This window comes from Rhodopseudomonas palustris, from assembly GCF_003031265.1.
Taxonomy (GTDB): Bacteria; Pseudomonadota; Alphaproteobacteria; order Rhizobiales; family Xanthobacteraceae; genus Rhodopseudomonas; species Rhodopseudomonas palustris_H.
Map to the genome: position 1 here is coordinate 3984477 of NZ_CP019966.1, position 18743 is coordinate 4003219.

General features: G+C 66.2%; 17 protein-coding genes. 10 read left to right on the forward strand and 7 right to left on the reverse strand.

All coding sequences use genetic code 11. The annotated features are described in order from the left end of the window. Window positions 1–113 precede the first annotated feature (113 nt). The gene (locus RPPS3_RS18585; RefSeq protein WP_107345383.1) at window positions 114–455 is read left to right on the forward strand and encodes a GIY-YIG nuclease family protein; all 342 of its coding nucleotides are present in this window, start codon (window positions 114–116) and stop codon (window positions 453–455) included. Window positions 456–1298: 843 nt separating this feature from the next. Here the strand turns inward: RPPS3_RS18585 and RPPS3_RS18595 are convergent. The 4 genes from RPPS3_RS18595 to RPPS3_RS18610 all read right to left on the reverse strand — a co-directional run bounded on the left by RPPS3_RS18595 (window position 1299) and on the right by RPPS3_RS18610 (window position 3771). Continuing rightward, window positions 1299–1553 carry a DUF3297 family protein gene (locus tag RPPS3_RS18595; protein WP_012497047.1) on the reverse strand — a complete coding sequence of 85 codons (255 nt, stop codon included), beginning with the start codon at window positions 1551–1553 and terminating at the stop codon, window positions 1299–1301. Continuing rightward, window positions 1550–2026, reverse strand: a complete 477-nt coding sequence (locus RPPS3_RS18600) for a glutathione peroxidase (RefSeq protein WP_107345385.1) — start codon at window positions 2024–2026, stop codon at window positions 1550–1552. The genes RPPS3_RS18595 and RPPS3_RS18600 overlap by 4 nt, the downstream gene beginning before the upstream one ends. 18 nt (window positions 2027–2044) lie before the next feature. After that, window positions 2045–3442 (reverse strand): amidase family protein, encoded by a 1398-nt coding sequence (locus tag RPPS3_RS18605; RefSeq protein ID WP_107345386.1) that lies wholly within the window; start codon window positions 3440–3442, stop codon window positions 2045–2047. 71 nt (window positions 3443–3513) lie between these two features. Further along, on the reverse strand, window positions 3514–3771 hold the full coding sequence (locus RPPS3_RS18610; protein WP_107345387.1) for a DUF6894 family protein: 258 nt from the start codon (window positions 3769–3771) through the stop codon (window positions 3514–3516). 136 nt (window positions 3772–3907) lie between these two features. Here RPPS3_RS18610 and pip point away from each other — a divergent pair, with 136 nt between their 5' ends. After that, the gene (pip, locus tag RPPS3_RS18615; protein WP_107345388.1) at window positions 3908–4897 is read left to right on the forward strand and encodes a prolyl aminopeptidase; all 990 of its coding nucleotides are present in this window, start codon (window positions 3908–3910) and stop codon (window positions 4895–4897) included. 9 nt (window positions 4898–4906) lie between these two features. On the opposite strand, the gene RPPS3_RS18620 is transcribed toward pip, so the two are convergent. After that, the gene (locus RPPS3_RS18620) at window positions 4907–5680 is read right to left on the reverse strand and encodes an SDR family NAD(P)-dependent oxidoreductase (protein ID WP_107345389.1); all 774 of its coding nucleotides are present in this window, start codon (window positions 5678–5680) and stop codon (window positions 4907–4909) included. 97 nt (window positions 5681–5777) lie between these two features. Here RPPS3_RS18620 and RPPS3_RS18625 point away from each other — a divergent pair, with 97 nt between their 5' ends. The 8 genes from RPPS3_RS18625 to RPPS3_RS18660 all read left to right on the forward strand — a co-directional run bounded on the left by RPPS3_RS18625 (window position 5778) and on the right by RPPS3_RS18660 (window position 14962). Next, entirely contained in the window at window positions 5778–6260 is a 483-nt protein-coding gene (locus RPPS3_RS18625) for a winged helix-turn-helix transcriptional regulator (protein ID WP_107345390.1), read from the forward strand. An 18-nt stretch (window positions 6261–6278) separates the two neighbouring features. After that, a complete protein-coding gene (locus RPPS3_RS18630; protein WP_107345391.1) occupies window positions 6279–6953 on the forward strand; it encodes a DUF4286 family protein in 675 nt (224 codons plus the stop codon). A 216-nt stretch (window positions 6954–7169) separates the two neighbouring features. Beyond that, complete coding sequence (locus tag RPPS3_RS18635; RefSeq protein WP_107345392.1) at window positions 7170–10022, forward strand: bifunctional transaldolase/phosoglucose isomerase; 2853 nt, start codon at window positions 7170–7172, stop codon at window positions 10020–10022. Window positions 10023–10195: 173 nt separating this feature from the next. Further along, window positions 10196–11236: a phosphogluconate dehydrogenase (NAD(+)-dependent, decarboxylating) gene (gene gnd, locus RPPS3_RS18640; protein ID WP_107345393.1), complete on the forward strand. Its 1041-nt coding sequence runs from the start codon at window positions 10196–10198 to the stop codon at window positions 11234–11236. Beyond that, window positions 11233–12747: a glucose-6-phosphate dehydrogenase gene (gene zwf / locus RPPS3_RS18645; protein WP_107345394.1), complete on the forward strand. Its 1515-nt coding sequence runs from the start codon at window positions 11233–11235 to the stop codon at window positions 12745–12747. The genes gnd and zwf overlap by 4 nt, the downstream gene beginning before the upstream one ends. A gap of 3 nt (window positions 12748–12750) precedes the next feature. After that, window positions 12751–13491: a 6-phosphogluconolactonase gene (pgl, locus tag RPPS3_RS18650; RefSeq protein WP_107345395.1), complete on the forward strand. Its 741-nt coding sequence runs from the start codon at window positions 12751–12753 to the stop codon at window positions 13489–13491. Further along, entirely contained in the window at window positions 13475–14023 is a 549-nt protein-coding gene (locus tag RPPS3_RS18655; protein WP_107345396.1) for a gluconokinase, read from the forward strand. The genes pgl and RPPS3_RS18655 overlap by 17 nt, the downstream gene beginning before the upstream one ends. A 120-nt stretch (window positions 14024–14143) precedes the next feature. Continuing rightward, entirely contained in the window at window positions 14144–14962 is an 819-nt protein-coding gene (locus RPPS3_RS18660; protein WP_107345397.1) for a Cof-type HAD-IIB family hydrolase, read from the forward strand. Here RPPS3_RS18660 and RPPS3_RS18665 read toward each other — a convergent pair. Together RPPS3_RS18665 and malQ are read right to left on the reverse strand one after the other, a co-directional pair. Continuing rightward, on the reverse strand, window positions 14959–16767 hold the full coding sequence (locus RPPS3_RS18665) for a glycoside hydrolase family 15 protein (protein ID WP_107345398.1): 1809 nt from the start codon (window positions 16765–16767) through the stop codon (window positions 14959–14961). The two genes, RPPS3_RS18660 and RPPS3_RS18665, sit on opposite strands and share 4 nt — an antisense overlap. Window positions 16768–16771: 4 nt before the next feature. Further along, a complete protein-coding gene (gene malQ, locus RPPS3_RS18670; RefSeq protein WP_107345399.1) occupies window positions 16772–18730 on the reverse strand; it encodes a 4-alpha-glucanotransferase in 1959 nt (652 codons plus the stop codon). Window positions 18731–18743 lie beyond the last annotated feature (13 nt).

Consider the following 18743-nt stretch of genomic DNA (forward strand, 5'->3'; position numbering starts at 1 on the left):
GTCGTCTCCTTCGGTTGCATCTGGTGGCAGCGAAGCCGCTGGCGCGTCGGCCGTCAACCGCTCCATCCCGCGGCGGATTGCCGGACTCAGGGCAGCCGTGCGAGGTTCGCGCCATGCAGGAGGCTTCCGCCGAAGAAGAGTGCTTCGTCTATGTGCTCGGCTGCGCCAGCGCCGGCCGCTATCTCACCTATGTCGGCTGGACGCTCGATCTCGACCGCCGCCTCGCCCAGCACAACGCCGGCACCGGCGCGCGATCGACCCGCGGCCGTGCCTGGGTGCTGATCCATTCAGAGCGCTTCACTTGTCGCCGCGACGCAATGAGCCGCGAGTGGCATCTCAAGCGCGACCGCGCCTTCCGCCGCCGCCTCGCCGCCGAAGCGCAAGCGCGCGTCGCCAAAGCGCCGAAAGCCCGCAAGACTGTCCCAGCGCGTAACAAGACGCGTGATCGATCTTAACCTTTGGAACGCGGCCTGAACGAAGCGGGCCCGAATCACTGCGAATCAGCTCGCGACACGAACTCCGCACCAGATCTCGTGCGAGCTGGCACAGCGACGGCACAACACCTGCTGCGGCTGTTAGCGCGCGAAGCCGCGACTATGGCAAAATGGGTTAATACTCGCGCTCGTGCGCTCGACCTCAGCCGACCTCCTCATCGAAGCTGCACGCGACGGCGCACGAGCAATCATGCCGGATCGCATGTCCCCGAATGCGACACCGCGCCTGCACGACCTTAACGTTTCGAACGCGGGTAGAACGAAGCCGGCCCGAATCACTGCGAATCAGCTCTCGTAGTGGCGCGCTCCCTAGATCTCGGCGACGCCGAGACGATGGAGCACAACACCTGCACGCGCGTGTTCACGCGACCGCGCTGATCGCGGCAAAAATCGTTAACACGCGGCCGAGCAGTGCACGGCGAACGTCGCTTGCCGGCGTTGCAGAGATCGTCACCGAGTGCGTACGTGCCTCCTCACCGGCGTTGTCCCCGGATGCGACACTCGCCGTGCTCGATCTTAAGCTTTGGAACGCGGGCGGAACAAAGCACCGACGAATCAGCGCGAATCACATGCTCGCGCGGGGCCGACACCAGATATCGCCGTCGGCCATCGCGGATGCGCGCAACATCTGTGCGGCGGTGTTCTCGCGAGAGATCATCCGCTCCTCCACATCGTTAACGTCCAAGCACAAACCGGACGCGCCAACGCACGCCGGCGCGCGGAAGCGCACCAGCGGGCGGCATTGCTGCAAGGTGATGAGAAAAGTCCCGGCCGCGCGCGGAGCGCCAGCCGGGAACGCGAAGCTCAGCTGCGCGGGCGGATATACGGCTCGACCGGGCCGTGGACCTTGATCGCGAGCTGATTACCGAAGCGATCCTTGGCGGTGCCGGCCGCGACGCGGATCCAGCCCTCGCTGACGCAGTATTCGATCACGTTGGTCTTGTCCTGCCCCTTGAAGCGGACGCCGACGTCGAGCTCGAGCAGATCGGCGTTGTAGTAAGGGCTGGAGGGTTCGATCGACAGACGATCGGGCAGTTCAATGTTCTGAGTGTCGGTCATAGCAAGGTCTCGATCTCTTTCGAAAGCGCCTCCGGCGTGGTGGTCGGCGCATGCCGCGATACCACGCGCCCGGACCGATCGACCAGGAACTTGGTGAAATTCCATTTGATCGCCGAGCCGAGCAAGCCGCCCTTTTCGTCCTTCAGAAACTTGTACAGCGGATGCGCGCCGGCGCCATTGACGTCGATCTTGGCGAACATCGGGAAGCTGACGCCGTAATTGGTCGAACAGAACTGCGCAATCTGGGCTTCGTCGCCGGGCTCCTGGGCGCCGAACTGGTTGCACGGAAAGCCCAGCACCGAAAAGCCGCGCGGGCCGTATTTCTGCTGCAGCGCTTCGAGGCCCTTATATTGCGGAGTGAAGCCGCAGGCGCTGGCGGTGTTGACGATCAGCAGCACCTTTCCTTCGAAGTCTTTCAGCGCGACGTCTTTGCCCGCCAGCGATTTGGCGGTGAAATCATAGATCGACGCCATTGTCCCCTCGCTTCCGTCTCAAGCCACCGGATCGATCGGCGACGGCGGCGCGCCGCCGGCCTCGATCGCTCCACCCGCGAGCAGGCACAGATCCTCGCGATAGCGTCCCGACACCACCTGCACGCCGACCGGCACGCGGCCGACCATCCCGGTCGACACGGTCAGCCCGGGCAGGCCCATGAACGGCAGGCCAACCTGCGGCATCTGCGCCGCCCACACCCGCTTGAAAGACTCCTCGTCCTTCAAATCGAGTCGCTGCGGGAACGGCAGTTCGCCGCACACCGGCATCAGCAGCACCGCATAGGTCTCGAACAAGGTCTGCCAGTCGCGCGTCAGCGTGGCGCGGCGGGTCAACAGCTTCGAGTAGCTGGCGAGATCGCCGATCGCCTTGTCGCGATTGCCGTGCAGACACGCCAGCGCGCCTTCGTCGCCCTCACGCTCGGCCGCATCCAGCATCGCCTGGTAACCGTCGCCGAGCCAGAACTGCGCCTGCAGCTCCGCAGCCTCGCGCAGCGGCGGCGTGTTGGCGATCTCCTCGACGATCCAACCGGCGGCTTCGAGCCGGCGCGCGGCGTCTTTCAGCGCATCGCGGACCTCCGGCACCACCGCAAGATCGTCCGGCGCAATGCACAGCGCGGCGCGCTTGTCGCGCGGCGGGCCTTCGAGCGGCGCCGGCACCCACCACGGATCGCGCGCGTCCGGCTGCGCCAGCGCCTGCAGTCCAAGCCGCACATCAGCGATCGTCCGCGCCAGCGGGCCGGAGACGGCGCTGATCTGCGGGCAGATCGGCCGCTCCGGCGACGAGGCGTTGTAGGCCGCGACGCGGCCGATGGTCGGGCGCAGTCCGTGCACGCCGCAGGCATAGGCCGGGTAGCGTACCGAGCCGGCGATGTCGGTGCCGTGGGCGATCGCGCCAATCCCGGCTGCAACTGCAGCGGCGGCGCCGCCGGACGAGCCACCCGGCGTGATCGAGGAATCGCGCGGGTTCAGCGTCTCGCCGTGCAACTTGTTGGCGGTGAACCAGCGATAGGAGAACGCCGGCGTGTTGGTACGGCCGATGATCACCGCCCCGGCCTTGCGCAGATTGTCGACCACCGGATTGTTGGTCTTGGCGATCCAGTCGCGCTGCAGCGTCACGCCGTTGGTGGTGGCAAAGCCCTGCTGATCGACATTGACCTTCACGGTCACCGGCACACCGGCCAGCACGCCGGGCGTCTCGCCTTTGGCGAGCGCGGCATCGACCGCATCGGCCTGCGCCAGCGCGTCTTCGGCCTTGTGATCGACCACCGCGTTGATCGCAGGATTGACGGCGTCGAGCCGGTGCAGCGCGGCCTCGGCCACTTCGCGCGCCGAGACGCGGCGGCTGCGGACGAGATCGGCCAGTTCAGTCGCGGGAAGGCGCCAGATGTCCTGCATGATCACTCCGTTGCGAGACAGATGTGATAGCGTGGCAGGATCAGGCGCGCCACCGCCAATTCAGCAGCCGCTCAATGCCTGTTCCGCGGCGACTCCGGCAGATCGAGCATCGCCTCGCTGAAGGGAAATTCGAGCAGCACGTCGCCCTCCTCGTCGGTGACTTCGAGGCTGGCGCGGATCAGGTCGAGCTGCGCGCTCTCGGTCTTGACGATTTCGCGGATCGTGGCACGCGCCACTTCCCAGGCGTGGTCGGCGTCGCGCAGCTCCTCGCCCTCCGGATCCGGAATCAGTTCCTCGCCGATCCGGGTGTTGAAGAAATATCGCGGCATTCCGGCTCCCGATTGAACACCTCTGACAGGTGGCCATCACGGCGCCGATCCGCAACCCTTGTGGTGCAGCCCTGCCCTTCGCGCGCTGCGCCGTGCGGTGCTCGCAAACCGCGCGGTTTCGCGCTAACAGGTTCGGATGCCGCTCGATCCGGAAGCCGAAGCTCCGTCCAACCAGCGCCCCGGCGCTGACGCGCCGCTGTCCTCGCAGATGCTCGCGGTCGGTGACGGCCACGAACTCTATGTCGAAAGCAACGGCCGCGCCGATGGCATCCCCGCAGTGTATCTGCACGGCGGCCCAGGCAGCGGTTGCCAGGTCGATCATCGCCGGCTGTTCGATCCGCAACGCTTTCATGCCGTGCTGTTCGATCAGCGCGGCGCCGGCCGCAGCCGCCCCAAAGGCGGGCGCGACGCCAACACGCTGCCGCATCTGATCGCCGACATGGAGGCGATCCGCCGCCATTACGGCTTCGAACGCTGGCTGGTGGTCGGCGGCTCGTGGGGCGCCACGCTGGCGCTGGCCTATGCCGAGACGCATCCAGAGCGCGTCACCGGCCTGGTGCTGCGCGCGACGTTTCTGGGCACGCGCGCGGAGCTTGAAACCGCGTTTTTGTCGACGCTGCCGCGGTTCTATCCGGCGCTCAATGACGACTTCCTGAGCGTACTTCCCGAAGCCGAGCGCGCCGATCCGCTCGGCGCCTATTGGCGCCGGATCCTCGATCCCGATCCCGCCGTGCATGCGCCCGCGGCGCGCGCCTGGGGAGAGACCGAAGGCATTCTCTCGACCATCTCGCCGCGGCGAACGCGGCTCGACCGCGCCGCGCTGACTGGCAACGGGCCGCTGCCGATGACGCCGTTCATGGAGGCGCACTACTTCGCCGACGATTGTTTCCTGGAGCCGGACCAACTGCTGCGCGATGCACCAAAGCTCGCCGGCATTCCGGGCGTGATCGTGCAAGGCCGCTACGACCTCTTGTGCCCACCGTCCACCGCGCAGCGCCTCGCGGCGCGATGGCCGGAGGCCGAGCTGCGCACCATCGATGCCGCCGGTCACCTGCTCTACGACCCCGGCATCCGCGACGCGGTGATCGCCGGAATCACCGACGTCGCTGCCAAGATCGCCGGCTGAGGCCGCGCGTCAGCCGCGAAACGCCGGCACGCCCGCGGGAGATCCGGTGGCACCGCCATCGACGAATATTTCGGCGCTCTGGATGTGGGCGGCATCGTCGGAGGCGAGAAACAGCACGGTCTTGGCGATGTGCTCCGGCTCGGCGATCCGGCCGAGCGGCGTCGCCGCCGCGATGCGTTGTTCGAGCACCGCCATCGCCTGATCGGTCGGCGCGGCGTCCTTCCAGATCGGTGTCCGCGCGCCGCCCGGCGCCACCACGTTGACGCGGATGTTGCGCGGCGACAGTTCGGAAGCCATCACCCGCGCCATTCCGCGCAGCCCGGCCTTGCTCGCCGCGTAGGCCGCAAAGCCCGGATTGCCGAGCACCGAGATCACCGAACCGTTGAGAATGATCGAGGCGCCGTCGTTCAAATACGGCAGCGCCGCCTGCACGGTGAAGAACACCGCCGTCAGATTGGTGCGGATCACCTGCTCGAACGCCGCCAGCGAAGTGCCGCCGAGCGGCGTCGCGCCGGGGATGCCTGCATTCGCGAACACGATGTCGAGCTTGCCGAACCGCTCCGCCGCGCGGGCGACCGCGTTCTCGATCGCCGCGATGTCGGTGACGTCGGCCTCGACCGCGAGCGCCTGCGCGCCGAGCTCGTGCGCGGCCGCATCCAGCCTCGCCCGATCACGGCCGGTGATCGTCACGCGTGCGCCTTCGGCCACGAACAGCTTGGCCGTCGCAAGACCGATGCCGCTGTTGCCGCCGGTGATCAAGGCCGTCTTGCCGCTCAGTCTCATGCTCGTCTCGTCTGGTTGCATGTTTAAACTGATTGGCACTTACGCCACATAGTTTTATAATGCAACCACACAACAGCGTGATCGGGACGGTCTCACCATGGTGAAGCGAACCAGCTTCGAGAAAGACGCCTGCCCGGTGGCGCGCGCACTGGACGCGATCGGCGACTGGTGGTCGCTGCTGATCATTCGCGAGGGGCTGTTCGGCGTGCGGCGATTCAACGAGTTTCAGGCGCGACTCGGCCTCGCCAAGAACATCCTGTCGGTGCGGCTACGCGCGCTGATCGAACACGGCATCCTGGAGCTGGCGCCAGCATCGGACGGTAGCGCCTATCACGAATATGTGCTCACTCCGAAAGGCCGCGGTGTGTTTCCGGTGCTGGTCGCGCTACGGCAATGGAGCGAAGAATTCGACGCCCACCCCACCGAGATCGCGACCGTCCTTGTCGACGTCGAGCACGGCAGGCCAGTCAAGAAGCTCGAGCTTCACGCTGAGGACGGCCGTCTGCTCGCGCCCCACCAGACCACGTTGAAGCCGCGCGACGCCGTCAAGACGGGCAAGCGGCGCAAGCTCCCCCAATAGCAACTCAAAGGACATCCGATGCCGATTGCCGGACAAGGCATGCTGCTGACCTCGATGGACATCGCGCCTGAGTACGAGGCTGATTTCAATCGCTGGTACGACCGCGAGCACATCGCCGAGCGAGTCGCGATCGATGGCTTCGTCGAGGCGCGCCGCTACGTCGCGCTCGAAGCAGCGCCGAAATATCTCGGGCTGTATTCGACCGAGCGCTTCGACGTGCTGAGCAGCGATGCGTATCGAACGGCGCTCGCCAATCAGACCGACTGGTCGAGACGCAATATCGCCAAATTCAAGAACATGATCCGGGGAGTCGCACGGATCACGCTGAGCCGCGGTCAGGGCCGCGGCGCGGTGCTTGGTCTCGTCCGCATCCGTCCCGTCGCGGGCCGGGAGGACGCCTTGCGCACCGGGCTATCGGCCAAGCTCGATCCGTTGCCGCTCGACGGCATCATTTCGATGCACCTGCTCGAAAATGATCCGACGCTGTCGAAGCCGCTGACCGATCCGCCCGGCGTCACCAGCCCAGGCGCGTCCGACTGGTTCGTGCTGATCGACGGCACCAGCGCTGCGGCTGTCCAGGCGGCGCTTGCCGGCCGGTTCGAGACCGCGATTGCCGCCGCCGGCGCGGAGCTGATTGCGGCTGGGACGTATGCGCTGCTGTGGGATTTGGCGAAGGCCGATCTCGATCGCTGAAGAGCGAATTTCGCCTGGATTTGCCTGTAATCCTGGCATCACATCCCTGCGATAGATTGGCGTCAGGGAACCGTTTGCCGGTTCAGACGTCATCTTCGCATTGGGCGGTAATCGGCCGGCGTGCAAGGCGCCGGTCAGGACGTGTTGACAAGCCTCGATCCCCGGACGGAAATGCGAGCGAGGCCGTCATCGCACCGAACCAGCAGACAAGGCACCATGAATCCCGTCAAAGCGCTCGAAAAACACGGCCAGGCGATCTGGCTGGATTTCCTGGCCCGCGGCTTTATCGCCAACGGCGACCTGAAGAAACTGATCGAGACCGACGGGGTGAAGGGCGTCACCTCCAATCCCTCGATCTTCGAAAAAGCGATCGGGGCGACCGACGAATATGACGGCGCGATCGGCGAGGCGCTGAAGAAGGGCGACCGCTCGGTCGGCGATCTCTACGAGACACTCGCCGTCGAAGACATCCAAAACGCCGCCGACGTGCTGCGTCCGGTTTACGACAAACTCGAGCACCGCGACGGCTTCGTCAGCCTCGAAGTCTCGCCCTATCTGGCGCTGGACACCAAAGGCACGCTGGCGGAAGCCGAGCGGCTGTGGCGCGCGGTCGGTCGCGAAAATCTGATGATCAAGGTGCCGGCGACCCGCGAAGGTCTGCCCGCGATCAGGCAGCTCGTCTCCAAGGGCATCAGCGTCAACGTCACGCTGCTGTTCTCGCAGAAGGTCTATGTCCAGGTCGCCGAGGCCTACATCGCCGGCCTCGAAGCGCTGATCGCCTCCGGTGGTGATCCGGCGCATGTCGCCAGCGTCGCCAGCTTCTTCATCAGCCGGATCGACAGCGCGGTCGATGCCGCGCTCGACGACAAAATCGCCAAGGCGAACGATCCGTCCGAAAAGGAGCGGCTGGAAGAGCTGAAGGGCCAAGTGGCGATCGCCAACGCCAAGCTCGCTTACCAGGACTACAAGCGGCTGTTCAGCGGAGACCGCTGGGCGAAGCTCGAAGCCTGCGGAGCCAAGCCGCAGCGGCTGCTGTGGGCCTCCACCGGCACCAAGAACAAAGCTTATAGCGATGTGCTGTACATTGAAGAGCTGATCGGGCCGGACACCGTCAACACCGTGCCGCCGGCGACGCTCGACGCCTTCCGCGATCACGGCAAGCCGAAGGACAGCCTGGAGAAAGACATCGACGACGCCCGCGCCGTGATCAAGGGCCTCGCCAGTGCCGGCGTGTCGCTCGATGCGATCACCGACAAGCTGGTCACCGAGGGCGTGCAGCTGTTTGCCGATGCGTTCGACAAGCTGCTCGGCGCGGTGGCGTTCAAGCGCGAGACCGTGCTGGCCGGCCGCGTCGGCAAGCAGACGCTGTCGCTGCCGGGCGAACTCGGCAACAGCGTCAAGCAGCAGACCGAAGCGTGGCGCAGCGCCGGCAAGATCCGCAAGATCTGGGCACGTGATGAAGCCGTGTGGACCGATCACGACGAAGCCAAGTGGCTCGGCTGGCTGCACGCGCCGTCGGTCGCCAAGACCAAGCTCACTGAATATCAGGACTTCGCCAAATGGGTGAAGAGCCAGGGCTTCACCGACGCGGTGGTGCTCGGCATGGGCGGCTCCAGCCTCGGCCCCGAAGTGATCGCCGAGACCTTCCCGCGGCAGGACGGTTTCCCGAAGCTGCACGTGCTGGACTCGACCGATCCGGCGCAGGTCCGCGCGCTCGAAGCCAGCGTCAAGCTCGACTCGACGCTGTTCATCGTGTCCTCGAAGTCCGGCGGCACCACCGAACCGAACGTGATGAAGGCTTACTTCTTCGCGCGTGTCACCGAAGCGATCGGCGCCGATCAGGCCGGTCGCCACTTCGTCGCCGTCACCGACCCCGGTTCGTCGATGGAGAAGGTCGCGACCGAGCAGAAGTTCGCCAAGATCTTCCACGGCGATCCGACGATCGGCGGACGCTACTCGGTGCTGTCGCCGTTCGGCCTGGTGCCGGCTGCGGCCGCGGGCCTCGACCTTGCCAAGCTGCTCGACACCACGCTGGCGATGGTCCGCTCCAGCGGCACCGACGTGCCGCCGCAGCAGAACCCTGCGGTGCAGCTCGGTCTGGTGATGGGCTGCGCCGGGCTTGCAGGCCGCGACAAGGTGACGATCACGTCGTCGAAAGCGATTGCGGATTTCGGCGCCTGGGCCGAGCAGCTGATCGCTGAGTCGACCGGCAAGGAAGGCAAGGGTCTGATCCCGATCGACGGCGAGCCGCTGGCCGAGCCGTCGGCCTATGGCAACGACCGGCTGTTCATCGATCTGCGCACCGAAGCCGAGACCGATGCGGCCCAAGAGTCGAAGCTCGCGGCGCTGGAAGCGGCCGGCCATCCGGTGGTGCGGATCGTGCTGAAATCGACCGAGGCGATCGGCCAGGAGTTCTTCCGCTTCGAACTGGCGACCGCGGTCGCGGGGGCGGTGCTTGGTATCAACCCGTTCGATCAACCCGACGTCGAAAGCGCCAAGATCAAGACCCGCGAACTCACTGCGGCGTTCGAGAAGTCCGGTGCGCTACCGGCAGAGACCCCTGCCCTGTCGACCACCGAAGCCGATCTCTACACCGACGCCGCCAACGCCGCGGCGCTGCGCAAAGCGGGTGCCGACGGCACGGTCGCGTCCTGGCTGAAGGCGCATCTGTCGCGCGTCAATGCCGGCGACTATTTCGCCGTGCTCGCCTATATCGAGCGCAACGCCGCGCATATTGACGCGCTGCAAGACATCCGGCTGTGCGTCCGCGACCAACGCCGGGTGGCGACCTGTGCCGAATTCGGCCCGCGGTTCCTGCACTCGACCGGGCAGGCCTACAAAGGCGGACCGGACAGCGGCGTCTTCCTGCAGATCACCGCCGACGATGCTGCCGACCTGCCGGTGCCGGGCCAGACCGCCAGCTTCGGCGTCATTAAAGCGGCACAGGCGCGCGGCGATTTCGACGTTCTCACCGAACGCGGCCGCCGCGCCCTGCGGGTTCACCTCAAGGGCGATCTCGGCGCCGGGCTGAAGTCGCTCGGCGCAGCGATCAAACAAGCGCTGGAGTGAGACGACATCTCGCCGTCATTGCGAGCGAAGCGAAGCAATCCAGGCTCCGCGCGAGGCATCTGGATTGCTTCGTCGCTTCGCTCCTCGCAATGACGAAGAGATCGAGGAGTAACTAACCGACAATGGGACTGCGCCACCGCGCACAGCCCAGAAGAAATCACGGAGACTTGCGCATGCAGATCGGCATGATCGGCCTCGGCCGGATGGGCGGAAACATCGTCCGGCGCCTGATGAAGGATGGCCATCATGCCGTGGTGTACGACCGGGACCCGCAAGCGGTCGAGGCGCTGACGCGCGAGGGCGCAACCGGGGCCGGCGGGCTCGAGGAGCTGGTGCGCAAGCTCGACGCGCCGCGGGCCGTGTGGGTCATGCTTCCGGCGGGCCATATCACCGAGACCACCATCGAGCAGCTTGCCAAGCTGCTCGCCGCCGGTGACGTCGTCATCGATGGCGGCAACACCTTCTGGCAGGACGATATCCGCCGCGCCAAGACGCTGAAAGAGACCAGCATCGATTACGTCGATGTCGGCACCTCCGGCGGCATCTGGGGCTTTGAACGCGGCTACTGCATGATGATCGGCGGCGACAAAGCCGTCGTCGACCGGCTCGATCCGATCTTCGCGACGCTGGCGCCGGGGATCGGCGATATCCCGCGCACGCCCGGCCGCGAGGAGCGCGATCCACGTGTCGAGCGAGGCTATCTCCACGCCGGTCCCGTCGGCGCCGGCCACTTCGTCAAGATGGTCCACAACGGCATCGAATACGGCCTGATGCAGGCCTATGCCGAGGGCTTCGACATCCTCAAGAATGCCAACAGCGACGTCCTGCCCAACGCTCACCGCTTCGATCTCGACATCGCCGACATCGCCGAAGTCTGGCGACGCGGCAGCGTGATCCCGTCATGGCTGCTCGACCTCACAGCAACGGCGCTCGCAAAGAACGATCAGCTGGACAACTACTCGGGCTTCGTCGAGGACTCTGGCGAAGGTCGCTGGACCATCAATGCCGCGATCGAAGAAGCAGTGCCTGCCGAAGTCCTCACCGCCGCACTGTTCGCGCGCTTCCGCTCGCGCCGGGAACATACGTTCGCGGAGAAAATTCTCTCGGCGATGCGAGCAGGCTTCGGCGGCCATAAGGAGCCGCAGCAGCATCCCGAGCCGGCGCAGCAGGCGGCTCCGCAGCAGAAACTGAAACCGAAATCGGAGCGCGCGTGACCACGCAAGCCAACAGCAACCAGGTCCCCGAGGGCTGCGCGTTCGTCATCTTCGGCGTCACCGGCGACCTCACCCATCGGCTGGTGATTCCGGCGCTGTACAATCTCGCCGAAGCCAAGCTGCTGCCCGAAAAATTCTGCGTCGTCGGCGTCACCCGCAAGGAGATGTCCAGCGACGGTCTGCGCGACAGCCTGATGCAGGGCCTGCGCAAATACGCCACCCGCCCGGTCGACGGCAAAGTCGCCGATCAGCTGCTCTACTGCGTCACCGCGGTCAGCGCCGATCCCAGCGAGCCCCAATCATTCGACAAGTTGCGCGAGCGACTGGAAAAGCTGGAAGCGAACCGCAACACCGGCGGCAACCGGCTGTTCTATCTCGCCACCCCGCCGGATGCGTTCGCACCGATCGCGAGCGAGCTCGGCCGCGCCGGGCTGCTCGAGGAAACCAGCGGCGCCTGGCGCCGGCTGGTGGTGGAAAAGCCGTTCGGCACCGACCTCGCCTCGGCCAAGACGCTGAACGATCATCTGCTCAGCATCATCTCCGAACACGAACTCTACCGGATCGATCACTACCTCGGCAAAGAGACGGTGCAGAACATCCTGGTGCTGCGGTTCTCCAACGGCATGTTCGAGCCGATCTGGAACCGGGAGCACATCGACCACATCCAGATCACGGTCGAGGAAAAGCTCGGCGTCGGCCATCGCGGCAGCTTCTACGACAAGACCGGCGCGCTGCGCGACATGGTGCCGAACCATCTGTTTCAGCTGCTGTCGCTGGTGGCGATGGAGCCGCCGGCGCATTTCAACGCCCACGCGGTTCGCTCCGCCAAGGCCGACGTGCTCGCGGCGATCCAGATCCAGACCGAACAGGAAGCGCTGCGCAATTCGGTGCGCGGCCAATACACCTCGGGCCGGATCGGCGACACCGATATCCCGGACTATCGCAGCGCCAAGGATGTCGCGACCGACAGCACCACAGAGACGTTCGCGGCGCTGAAGCTGTCGATCGACAACTGGCGCTGGGCCGGCGTGCCGTTCTATCTGCGCACCGGCAAAGCACTGTCGGGCAAACGCACCGAGGTCGCGATCAAATTCAAGGAAGCGCCGTTCTCGATGTTCCGCTGCACGCCGGTGCAGGAATTGTCGCAGAACTACCTGGTGATCGGGATCGAGCCGGTCGAAGGCATCTCGCTGCAGTTCAACACCAAGGTGCCCGGCCCGGTGATCGCCATCGACGGCGTCGAGATGACGTTCCGCTACAAGGATTACTTCAAGGTGGCGCCGAGCAACGGCTACGAGACGCTGCTGCACGACTGCATGATCGGCGACAACATCCTGTTCCAGCGCGCCGATGGCGTCGAAGCCGGATGGCGCGTGGTGCAGCCGTTCCTCGATGCCTGGAAGAACGCCGGCGCCCACGGCTTGCAGATCTATCGTGCCGGCAGCGACGGCCCGGAAGACGCAGACGAGCTGCTGGCCCGCGACGGCCGCGACTGGCGCAAGCCGGGCTAGCCGATGCGCGGCACCGATCATCGCCTCGTGGTCGCGGCCGACGCCGATGCGCAGGCCCGCCTCGCCGCGCAGCGGCTGATCGCCCGGATCGACCTGAACCACGAGCGTCCGGCGATCTGCCTGACCGGCGGCTCCGGGCCGCAGAAGATGTTCGAACTGCTCGCCGGCGAGTTCGAGAACCGGATTCCGTGGCAACGGGTGCACTGGTTCATCAGCGACGAACGGTTCGTGCCGGAGAGCGATCCGCTCAGCAATATCGGCGCGGCCAAGCGCGCGTTTCTGGACGGCCGCGCACCGCCGCAGAACGTTCACGCGATCCCTACCGATGCGGCGACACCGGGCGAGGCGGCCCTCCGTTACGAGGCCGAGCTGAAAGCGTTCTACGGCAGCGACCAGCTCACACCTGGCCGGCCGCTGTTCGATCTGGTGCTCGGCGGCGTCGGACCGGACGGTCACACCGCTTCTCTATTTCCGGAGCGACCGCAGCTCGCAATCCAGGACCGCTGGGTCGCGGGTGTCGACACGGCCCCGGTCGAGCCGCTGGTGCCGCGCGTCACCCTCACTCTGCCGGCGCTCGCCTCCTGTGCCGAGATGCTGTTCCTGGTGCACGGCGCTGCCAAGCGCGACATCCTTGCCCGCGTATTCGCCGGCGAGGATCTGCCGTCCGCACGCGCCCGCTCGCACGGCGAGACGGTGTGGCTGGTGACTCAAGATGCGCTGCCGGAGAATGCCGGTGTCGCCTGAGCCGATGACTTCCGAGCCGCAGCCGCGCGCGCTGATCGTGATGGGCGTCTCCGGCTCCGGCAAGAGCACGGTCGGCGAAGCGCTCGGCCAGCGCCTCGGCTGGCGCTACGAAGACGCCGACGCCTACCACTCTGCAAGCAACGTCGCCAAGATGAGCGCCGGCCAGCCGCTCAGCGATGACGATCGCTGGCCCTGGCTCAAGGCGATCGCTGCCGAGATCGACCGCGTCATCGCGGACGGTGGCTCGATCGTGTTCGGCTGCTCGGCACTGAAGCGCGCGTATCGCGACGTGCTGGTGCACGGCCGCGACGACATTCGGATCGTGTTTCTCGACGGCAGCCGCGAGCTGATCGGCGGCCGGATGGCGGCCCGGAAAAACCACTTCATGCCAGCCGGCCTGCTCGACAGCCAGTTCGCCACGCTGGAGCGCCCCAGCCCAGACGAGCGCCCAATCATCGCCTCGATCGACGCGCCCGTTGAAGCAATCGTCGACGACATCGTCGGTCAGCTTCCGACGCCCATCCGCGATTAAATCGATGCTCACCGTCATTGCGAGCGAAGCGAAGCAATCCAGAAGCTCCGCGCACGATTCTGGATTGCTTCGTCGCTTCGCTCCTCGCAATGACGAAGGCTCCACCTTGAGGTTCGATCCATGACCCGCATCCAGCTCGTAATCTCCGACGTCGATGGCACTCTGGTCACCACCGACAAGCGGCTCACCGATCGTGCCCGTGATGCGGTGGCGCGGTTGGAAGCCAGCGGCGTCGGCTTCACCCTCACCTCGAGCCGGCCGCCGGTCGGGATGCGGATGTACAGCGATCCGCTCGGCATCACGCTGCCGCTCGGTCCGTTCAACGGCAGCTCGATCGTCACGCCGACGCTCGACGTGCTCGAACAGCATCTGATCCCCGACAGCGCGGTGACGACCAGCATCGAGCTGTTCGAGCGCAGCGGCATAGACATCTGGCTGTTCACCAACGACAATTGGTACATCCGCCGTGACGACGGCAAATACGTCGCCCATGAGGAGCGCACCATCCGGTTTTCGCCGACGATGGAGGCGGACCTGACGTCGTTCGCCGGCAAGGCCTGCAAGATCGTCGGCGTCAGTGCCGACTTCGAGCTGCTCAAACGCTGCGAGCCGGAGCTGCAGGCTGCGCTCGGCGACCGCGCGCTGGCGGTGCGATCGCAGGATTACTATCTCGACGTCACCCCGCCCGGCCGCAGCAAGGGAACGTTCGTCGCCGCGATGGCGGAGCGGCTCGGCATCCCGACGGCCGCGATCGCCACGCTCGGCGACATGCAGAACGACCTGCCGATGTTCGGCGTCAGCGGCCTGTCGATCGCAATGGGCAACGCTGCCGACGAGATCAAGCAGCAGGCCGCGCACGTCACCGGCCGCAACGACGACGACGGCTTCGCCGCCGCGATCGACTTCATCCTGGAGCGGAACGCGCGTCTGGGCGGCTAATTCTGCTTCGAGCGCTGCACCGCCGGCTTCTCGGCGGCGGCCTTGGCTGCGGATAAGTTGTTGGCGGTGTTGATCAGCGCGATGTGGGTCAGCGCCTGCGGGAAGTTGCCGGTCTGACGCTTTTCGACCGTGTCGTATTCCTCGGCGAGCAGGCCGAGATCATTGGCGATGCCGGCGACACGATTGAACAGCGCCTTCGCCCGATCGATCTGCCCGGCCAGCACATAGGCATCGGCGAGCCACAGGCTGCAGGCGAGGAACGCGCCCTCTGCCGGCACGCTCGGGTCCTTGCTGGCGCGCGGATCGTGACGCATCACGTAGCCATCGCTCATCAGATGGCGCTCGATCGCCTCGAGCGTGCCCAGCACCCTTGGATCATCCGGCGGCAGGAATCCGACCGCCGGGATCAGCAGCACCGAAGCATCCAGCACCTTGGCGCCGTAATGCTCGACGAAGGCGTTCTGCTCGGCATCGAAGCCGTTAGCACAGACGTCGGCGTGAATCCTCTCGCGCAAGGCACGCCACTCGGCGACCGGCGCCTTGAGGCCGAACTTCTCCGCGCTCTTGATGCCGCGATCGAACGCCACCCAGGTCATCACCTTGGACGACACGTAGTGCTGGCGGGGGCCGCGCAGCTCCCAGATGCCGCTGTCGGGCTGGTCCCAGATCTTGGCGAGATGCTGCAGCACCTTGCATTCCAGAGCCCAGGACTCGCCGTCGAGTGCAAGGTCGGCGTTGCGCCATTGGTGGAAGGCGTCGATCAGTTCGCCATAGACGTCGAGCTGCAGCTGGGCGTGCGCGGCGTTGCCGATCCGCACCGGCTGGGCGCCCTGATAACCGGACAGCCAATCCGCCTGCCATTCCAGTAGACCGCGTTCACCGTAGATGCCGTACATGATCTGCATGCCGGCCGGATCGCCCGCGACCGCGCGCAGCAGCCAGTCGTGCCAGGCCGCGGCTTCTTCGGTGTAACCGTTGTTCATCAGCGCGAACAGCGTGAAGGTCGCGTCGCGCAGCCAGCAGAACCGGTAGTCCCAGTTGCGCGAGCCGCCGAGCTGCTCGGGCAACGATGTGGTCGGCGCCGCGACGATGCCGCCCGACGGCGCGAAGGTCAGGGCCTTCAGGGTGATCAGCGACCGCATCACCAGATCGCGATGGTCGCCCTGATAGGTGCAGCGACCGGACCATTCGGCCCAGAAATCCTCGGTATCCTTCAGCGCCGCGACCGGATCGATCGAGTCCGGCACCGGCAGATGCGACGGCCCGTAAGTCATCACGAACGGGATCTGATCGCCTTCGCCGACGTCGAATTCGGCGACTGTCGTCATGTCCTTGCCGTGGGTCGCCACCGGCGTCCGCAGCACCAGCATGTCGGGACCGCCGACCGCCAGCACCGCGCCGTCGTCGCCGCGTCGCACCCACGGGATCGCCGCGCCGTAGCCGAACCGGATCACCAGCTGCATCGCCACTTTGACCCGGCCGCGATCGCCGCGCACAAGTCGGACGACGTCGGATGCCGAGCCGCGCGGCGGCATGAAATCGATCAGCGTGATGCTGCCGGTCGCGGTTTCGAACGTCGTCTCCAGGATCAGGCTGTCGCCGCGATAGCGCCGGCTGCAACGCACGATCTCTTCGGCAGGTGCGATCCGCCAGCGGCCGTTATTCTCGGTGCCGAGCAGCGCGGCAAAACAGGCTTCGGAATCGAACGACGGCCAGCACAGCCAATCGATCGAGCCGTCGCGGCCGACCAGGGCCGCGGTCTCGCAGTCGCCGATCAGCGCGTAGTCTTCGATCGGATTCGGCAAAACGTCACCCCGCGGTGCGACGGTCGGCGGTCGCCGCGAGCAGCGCTTGGCGGTTGATCACGGCGGGGATGTCTTCGATCGCCTTCGGCAGCCGCCGCCGCCAGTTCGGATGTTCCGACACCGTGCCCGGCACGTTCGGCTGATCGAGCACGCCGAGCAGATCTTCCAGCGCGATCGCCAATAGGCGCGACGGCGTGCGCGCCAGGAACGTCAGCACCGCGTAGATATCGTCTTGCTCGATCCCCTGATTGCGGAGCACATCGCCGAGCATCGCCAGCGCGTGCCGGCGGCTGTCGTCGCTCTCGCCGGGATCGACCCCGATCGAGCGCTTCAGATGCAGATCGGTCGAGGCACGCCATCCCGAATAGGTTGCGAGGTCGTGGGTGTTGAAGGTGACCAGTGCGTTCGGCAAATAGTGATCGAGCCCGAAGAACCAGCCCTGGTGGAAGTCGCGCTCGAACATCATCACGCGATACGACCAGATCCCCCACGCAGCCAGCCGATCGCGGAATCCGTCGGGCACCGTGCCGAGGTCTTCGCCGATTACCACGCAGCGATGCGCGACACTTTCTTGCGCGGTGACAGCCAGCAGGGCCTCGAGCGGCATCCGCACATAGACGCCCTGATTGGCGGCAAAGCCGTGCGGGACCAGATACAGCCGGTTGAGCCCAAGCACATGGTCGAGCCGGATCGCGCCGGCATAGCGCATCGAGGCGCGCAGCATGTCGCGGAACGGCGCGAAGCCGGTCAGCTCAAGCCCCGGCGCGTTGAATCCGGCGAGGCCCCAATTCTGGCCCGCGGTGTTGAGCGGATCGGGCGGCGCGCCGACCGATAGCAGCCGCGAGATCGCGGCCGGCTCGTTCCAGGCATCGAAGCCGTCGCTCTGCACACCGACTGCGACGTCGAGATAAAGACCGACGTTCATGCCGCGGGCGGCCGCGAGATCGCGGCAGCCGCGCAACTGATCGTCGGCGCACCACTGCGCGAATTCGAAGAACTCGACCTCTGGACCGTCTGGGCCGGCGCGCAACTGCGCGCAGCGCGTATCATCCGGATGTCGCCACTCCTCCGGCCAGTCCCACCACGGGTGGCCGAATTTGTGCCGCAGCACTTCGAAGCACGCGAACCGCGTCAGCAGCGGCGCGCGCTCGCGGCGAAACGCCTCGAACGCATCGCGCCGGGCGGCCGACGCCGAGGTGCGGAATGTCTCGTAGGCGGCGCGCAGGCCGCGCCACTTCACCGCCGCCACTGCGGCGTAGTCGATCAGTTCGCCATCGCGCAGCGACGCCAGCGTCTGGGCATCGACTGGCCGATCGTTTCCGGAAAACTCCGGCAGACTTTCGACGTCGACATACAGCGGATTGAGAAACAGCCGGCTGTTCGGCGAATACGGGCTGCAATCGCCGGGCCGATCGTCGAACAGCGCATGCAGCGGATTGAGGCCGATGCCGCCGGCGCCGAGGCTGGCAGCGAGCTCGATCAGATTGGCCAGATCGGTGAAATCACCGATGCCCCAGTTGCGTGACGATCGCAGGCTGTAGAGCTGCACGGCGACCAGCCAGGAGCGATCGAAGGCGCCGCCAAACGCGTGCGGCGGCGCGACCAAAAGCGGCACCTCTTCGGCGTGGCCTGATGCGTCCGTCAGCCGCACCCGATAGCTGCCGCTCGGCAGATCTTGCGGCCATGCGATGGATCGATCTTCGGCGGTGCCTTCGGCCAGCGTCGCCGCCGCGGCCATGATCACCCAGCGCACCGGGAGGGCCGCGCCTGCCCCCAGCTCCGAACGGTTCGGCTCGCCCTGCCGGATCACCACGATCCGATCGAGCAATCGCCGCTCCGCCGCCTCCGGGATCGCGTCGATGATCAGCCCTAGGGCTTCTGGCGGCGTGACGTGGCGGCGGCCCTGACCGTCATAAAACTCGGTCTGGATGCCCAGCTCGGCAGCTTTGGTGAATAAATCCATAAGGCACGCTGTC